Here is a 6,967-nt window from a genome sequence, read left to right as displayed (position 1 = left end):
TGGCCGCCTATGAACACCAAGACGTGCCCTTCGAGGTGCTCGTGGAGCGGCTCAACCCCACCCGAAGCCTGGCCCACCACCCACTGGTGCAGGTGGTACTGGCCTGGCAGAACTTCCCCGGGCACACCAGCGACCCCACCGCCGGGTTGGCCTTGGGTGATCTGCAGGTCACGCAGATGCCGGTGGACACCCAGTCGGCGCGCACGGACCTGACACTCACCCTGGCCGAACGTTTCACCGAGGCCGGTGAGCCCGCTGGGATTTACGGAGACGTGGAGTTTCGCACCGACGTGTTCGACGCGGCCAGCATCGAGGCGCTGACCGAACGCTGGCAGCGGGTGTTGGTGGCGATCACCTCCGAACCGGGGCGTGCGTTGTCGTCGGTGGATCTGCTCGATGAGGCTGAGCATGCCCGCCTGGATGAGATCGGTAACCTGGCGGTGTTGACCGAGCCGGCGACCACACCGGTGTCGGTCCCGGCGCTGTTCGCCGCCCAGGTGGCCCGCACCCCGGATGCCGTGGCGCTTATATGCGACGGCCTGTCGATGACCTACCGCGAGTTGGACGAGGCGTCGAGCCGATTGGCGCACCTGCTGACCGGCCGTGGGGCCGGCCCGGGACAGACTGTGGCGCTGCTGTTTTCCCGTTCGGCCGAGGCGATTGTGGCGATTGTGGCCGTGCTCAAGTCCGGGGCGGCTTATCTGCCGATCGATCCGGGACTGCCGGCGGCGCGGATCGGGTTCATGCTGGCCGACGCCGCCCCGGTGGCGGCCCTCACCATTGCCGCGCTGGCCGAGCGGCTCGAGGGTCACGGCGTGAGTGTCATCGACGTCAACGATCGACGCATTGACACCCTGCCCGAAACGCCGTTGCCAATCCCGACGCCGGAAAGTGTTGCCTACCTGATTTACACGTCGGGCACTACCGGGGTGCCCAAAGGCGTTGCGGTCACGCATCGTAACGTGACCCAGCTGATGGAATCGCTGGATGCCGGTCTGCCGGCGGCGGGGGTGTGGTCGCAATGTCATTCGCTGGCATTCGACGTCTCGGTCTGGGAGATCTTCGGCGCGCTGCTGCGCGGCGGGCGGCTGGTGGTGGTGCCCGAATCGGCGGCGGGCTCTCCGGAAGACTTGCACCGCGTGCTGGCTGCGGAACAGGTCAGCGTGTTGACCCAGACCCCGTCCGCGGCGGGGGTGCTCTCGGCGGAGGGGCTGGCGTCGGCCCTGGTGCTAGTCGGTGAGGCCTGCCCGGCCGAGGTGGTGGACCGGTGGGCGCCCGGGCGGGTGATGGTCAACGCCTACGGCCCGAGCGAGACCACGATGTGTGTGGCGATCAGTGCGCCGTTGGCGGCGGGGTCGAGTCTGCCGCCGATTGGCTCGCCGGTGCCCGGCGCGGCGTTGTTCGTGCTCGACGAATCGTTGCGGCGGGTTCCTCCCGGCGTCGTCGGTGAACTCTATGTCGCGGGATCCGGTGTGGCCGCGGGGTATATCGGTCGGCCCGGGTTGACGGCGTCGCGGTTTGTGGCCTGCCCGTTCGGGGGAACCGGTGCGCGCATGTATCGCACCGGGGACTTGGTGCGCTGGGGTGCCGATGGGCAACTGGCGTATCTGGGGCGCGCCGATGAGCAGGTCAAGATCCGCGGCTACCGCATTGAGCTGGGCGAAATCCAAACAGCCTTAGCGGGTTTGGATGGGGTGGAGCAGGCGGTCGTGCTGGCCCGCGAGGACCGGCCCGGCGATAAGCGTCTGGTGGGTTATGTCACCGGGACCGCAGACCCGGCCGAGATCCGCGCCGCACTGGCCGAGCGGCTTCCGACCTACATGGTGCCGGCGGCCGTCGTGGCGCTCGTGGCGCTGCCGCTCACGGCCAACGGCAAACTCGACACCCGCGCCCTGCCGGCACCGGAATACCAGGACGTCGATCGGTATCGCCCTCCCGACAACGCGATTGAAGAAATCCTGGCCGGCATCTACGCCGAGGTGCTGGGGCTCGAGCGGGTCGGGGTCGACGACTCCTTCTTCGATCTGGGCGGCGACAGCATTTCGTCGATGCAGGTGGTGGCGCGGGCGCGGGCGGCCGGCCTGGTATGTCGGCCACGCGACATCTTCATCGAGCAGACCGTGGCCCGGCTGGCCCGGGTGGCCGGCGTGGCCACCGGTGGGGCTGGCCCGATCGATGAGGGCATCGGGCAGCTGCCCGCGACCCCGATCATGCGGTGGCTGGCCGCCGTGGAAAGCGTTGGCGGCCCTATCGATCAGTTCAACCAAACGGTGCTGGTGCGGGTCCCCGCTGCGGTCACCGAAGCCGATGTAGTGGTGGTGCTGCAGGCCGTACTGGATCAGCATCCCGTCCTGCGGATGCGCATCGAAAACGAAGCAAACGACCAGACCGGTGCGTGGTCGTTGTTGGTGCCCGAGGCCGGGCCGGTGGATGCCGGGGCGTGCCTGCGCACCGTGGACGCGTTGTCCGACGAGGCTGTGATAGCGGCTCGGGAGCGGTTGAACCCGGCCGTTGGGGCTATGCTCAGCGCGCTGTGGGCCCCCGCCACCGGTCAACTGGTGGTGATCATCCACCACCTGGCCGTCGATGCGGTGTCATGGCGAATCCTGTTGGAAGACTTCAATATTGCCTGGGCCCAGCACCGTGCGGGGCGGCCGGTGGGATTGCCGGCTTGGGGGACGTCATTTGCCCGCTGGGCGGCGCTGCTAGCCGAGCACGCGCACCGCCCCGACGTCGTGGCGCAGGCCGACGCCTGGAAGCAGGTGGCGTCGGCTTCAGCCGCGCTGCCGGCAGTGCGCCCAGAGGTGGATACGTTCGAAAGCGCCGGGCACCTGCCGGTATCGCTGGATGTGGACACCACTCGTGCGCTGCTCGGTGAGGTGCCGGCGGCGTTTCATGCCGGCGTCCACGACATTCTGTTAATTGGGTTCGCCCTTGCGGTGGCGGAGTTTTCGGGCAACGGCGGTGCGCCGATCGGCATCGACGTCGAGGGCCACGGGCGCCATGAGGAACTGGGCCCCGATGTGGACCTGTCCCGCACCGTGGGGTGGTTCACCACCAAATACCCGGTGTCGTTGACGGTTGGCGGGCTGCGGTGGGAGCAGGTGCTGGCCGGCGAGGCGGCGCTGGGGACGCTGATCAAGGACGCCAAAGAGCAGCTTCGCGGCCTGCCGCATCCCCTCACCTATGGGCTGCTGCGATACCTGAACAGAGATGTTGACCTGGCCATGTCGGACCCGCCGATCGGGTTCAATTATCTCGGGCGTCTGGGCGCCCCGGCAGGCGAGGTGCCCGCTGAGATGTGGCAGATCAGCCACGACGGCGTGTCGGTCACCGCTGCAGCCGCGGCTACGCCGATGCCGCTGGCGCACACCGTGGAACTCAACGCCGGCACCGTCGATACCGCCACCGGCCCACAGCTGCAAGCTGATTGGATGTGGGCGCCCTCGTCGCTGGATCGCGCGCAGGTAAATCGGCTGAGCCGGTTGTGGTTTGAGGCTCTGGCCGGGATGTGCGCGCATGTGCGATCCGGTGGGGGTGGGCTGACGCCGTCGGATATCGCACCCGCGCGTTTGAGCCAGCAGCAGATCGACGAGCTGCAGCAGCGATATGAAATCGCCGATATTTTGCCGTTGGCGCCCATGCAGCGGGGGCTGCTGTTTCACGCCAGCACCGCGCAGGGCAGCGGCGACGATGTGTATGCGGTGCAACTGGATATCGCCGTGACCGGTGCCCTTGATCCCCACCGCCTGCGCGATGCAGTGCAAACGGTGGTTAACCGCCATCCACACCTGGTCGCCCGATTTTGCGAGCAGTTCGACGAGCCGGTGCAGATCATCCCGGCTGATCCGGTGGCGCCCTGGCGATATGTCGAACTGGACGCCGATAACCCCGCCGCCGATGTCGATGAGCAGGTTGAGCGGGCGTGCGCCGCCGAACGCGCCGCGGTCTGCAACCTTGACGGCTTGCCGGCCTTCCGGGCGGCTTTGGTCCGCACCGCACCAGATCGATACCGGTTCGTGCTGACCAATCACCACATCGTGCTCGATGGTTGGTCGATGCCGATCTTGCTGCGGGAAATATTCGCCAGCTTCAGCCGGCAGCGGCTACCGGCTGCCACGTCGTATCGGACATATCTTGCCTGGCTGGCCGCTCGTGACCTTGACGCCGCCCGTACGGCCTGGCGCAACGTGCTCGCCGGTTTCGACACCCCAACACTGGTAGGACCAGCGCAACGGTTGGGGCTGGGCGGCCGAGGGGTTAAATCGTTTCAAGTGTCCGCCGAGACCACGCGGGCCCTCGGCGAGCTGGCCCGCTCACACCACACCACCGTCAACACCGTGCTGCAGGGGGCCTTCGCGCAGCTGCTGATGTGGCTGACCGGCCAGCACGATGTCGCATTCGGCGCCGCGGTCTCCGGGCGGCCGGCCGAGGTGGCCGGCGCGGACTCGATGGTGGGCCTCTTGGTCAACACGGTGCCGGTGCGAGCGAACATCACCGCGACAACAACCACGACGCATCTGCTGGACCAACTGCAAACCAACCACAATGACACACTCGAGTACCAGCATCTGGCGCTAAACGAGATTCACCGGATCACCGGTCAGGAACGACTATTCGACACCCTCTTCGCCTACGAAAACTATCCCCTGGGCACCGCCGAGTTGGCGGGCAACGACGAGCGGGCCGTCACCGGCTTCACCCTCCGCGAATACAACCACTACCCGTTGACACTGCAAGCCACACCGGGCCGGGAACTCGGCTTTCGCGTTGAATACGACACCGATGTGTTCGATGCGGCCAGCATGGAGGCGCTGATCGAGCGGTGGCGGCGGGTGTTGGGGGCGATGACCGCCGAGCCGGGGCGTTCGTTGTCGTCGGTGGATGTGCTCGACGCAGCTGAGCATGCCCGGTTGGATGAGATCGGTAATCGGGCGGTGTTGACCGAGCCGGCGACCACGCCGGTGTCGATTCCGGTGTTGTTCGCCGCCCAGGTGGCCCAGACACCGGATGCGGTGGCGATCAGCTGCGGTGGGCATTCGTTGACTTATCGCGAGCTGGATGAGGCGGCCAACCGGTTGGCGCACCTGTTGGCCGACCGCGGGGTCGGCCCGGGATCCCGTGTGGCGCTGCTGTTTTCGAGGTCGGCCGAGGCGATCGTGGCAATCTTGGCGGTGCTGAAAACCGGAGCGGCCTATCTGCCGATCGACCCGGCGCTGCCGGCGGCCCGGATGGGGTTCATGCTCGCCGATGCCGCGCCGATCGCCGCGCTCACCACCGCCGGGCTGGCCGAGCTGCTGAACGGGCACGATCTGCCGGTCATCGACGTCGACGACCCCGCTGTTGACATCCAACCCCGCACAGCACTACCGGCGCCGTCCCCCGAGGAGATCGCCCACATCATCTACACCTCGGGCACCACCGGGGTCCCCAAAGGCGTTGCCGTCGCACAGCACAACGTCACCCAGCTGTTCGACGGCCTGGACATCGGCGTGGAGCTGGGGCCGCACCAGGTGTGGACCCAGTGTCACTCCTATGCGTTCGACTTCTCGGTGTGGGAGATCTGGGGCGCGCTGCTACATGGTGGGCGGATGGTGATCGTGCCCGAGTCGGTGGCCCGCTCACCCGAAGACTTCCACGCCCTGCTGGTCGCCCAACGCGTCAGCGTCTTGACGCAGACCCCCTCGGCGGTCGGCGTGCTGTCCCCCGATGGGGTGGGCGCGGCGTTGGTGATCGGCGCCGAGCCGTGCCCGCCCGAGTTGGTGGACCGGTGGGCGCCGCGGCGGGTGATGATCAATGTCTACGGCCCGACCGAGACCACCATGTGGGCGTCCAGAAGTGCACCGTTACAGGTGGATTCGGGTGCGCCGCCGATCGGCTCGCCGGTGCCCGGTGCGGCATTCTTCGTGCTGGACGGCTGGCTGCGGCCGGTGCCGGCCGGGGTGGTCGGTGAGCTGTATGTGGCCGGGCGCGGCGTGGGCTTCGGGTATTGGCGTCGGGCCGGGTTGACCGCGTCGCGGTTTGTGGCGTGTCCGTTCGGGGCGCCCGGGGCACGGATGTATCGCACCGGCGACCTGGTGGCGTGGCGACCCGATGGGCAGTTGGCCTATCTAGGGCGGGCTGATGAGCAGGTCAAGATCCGCGGCTATCGCATCGAGCTCGGCGAAATCCAGGCAGCCCTGGCGAGTTTGGACGGCGTGACGCAGGCGGCGGTGATCGCCCGCGAGGACCGGCCCGGCGATAAGCGCCTGGTGGGTTACGTCGCCGGGACGGCAGACCCGGCCGAGATACGCGACGCGCTGGCCGAGCGGCTCCCGGCCTACATGGTGCCGGCCGCGGTGGTGGTGCTCGCGGCGCTGCCGTTGACGGTCAACGGCAAACTCGACACCCGCGCCCTGCCGGCACCCGAATACACCGATGCCGATCGTTACCGCGCCCCGAGCACCCCGACCGAGGAGATCCTGGCCGGCATCTACGCCGAGGTGCTGGGGCTTGAGCGGGTCGGGGTCGACGACTCGTTCTTCGACCTGGGCGGGGACTCGCTGTTGGCGATGCGCCTCGTCGCCGCGGTCAACACCGGTCTAAATGCCGATCTTTCGGTACGTAGCGTGTTCGAGGCGCCCACGGTTGCCCAGTTGGCGCCGTGTATCGGTGCGGGCGCGGGCCGGCTTGAGCGGTTGGTGGCGGGCGAGCGGCCCGCGGTGGTGCCGTTGTCGTTCGCCCAGCAGCGGTTGTGGTTCATCGACCAGTTGTACGGTCCCTCACCGGTTTACAACATGGCGGCGGCGTTGCGGCTGCGCGGTGCGCTTGATGCCGAGGCGCTGGGTGCGGCGCTGGCCGACGTGGTGGCCCGCCATGAAAGCCTGCGCACACTGTTACCGGCGGTCGAGGGGATACCGCGGCAGGTGGTGGTGGCCGCCGAGCGGGCCGATTTCGGCTGGGACGTCATCGATGCCACCGACTGGCC

1 protein-coding gene is annotated in these 6,967 nt (G+C 68.0%); it reads left to right on the top strand.

What is annotated here, in order from left to right:
* Positions 1-6,967 (top strand): non-ribosomal peptide synthetase (locus A5688_RS03225; RefSeq protein WP_120312454.1); only part of this gene is annotated, 6,967 nt, incomplete at both ends.

It is taken from the genome of Mycobacterium mantenii (genome assembly GCF_001667865.1).
Classification (GTDB): Bacteria; Actinomycetota; Actinomycetes; order Mycobacteriales; family Mycobacteriaceae; genus Mycobacterium; species Mycobacterium mantenii_A.
Note: the sequence above shows the minus strand (reverse complement) of the source record. Positions and strands in the feature narration are given on the sequence as shown.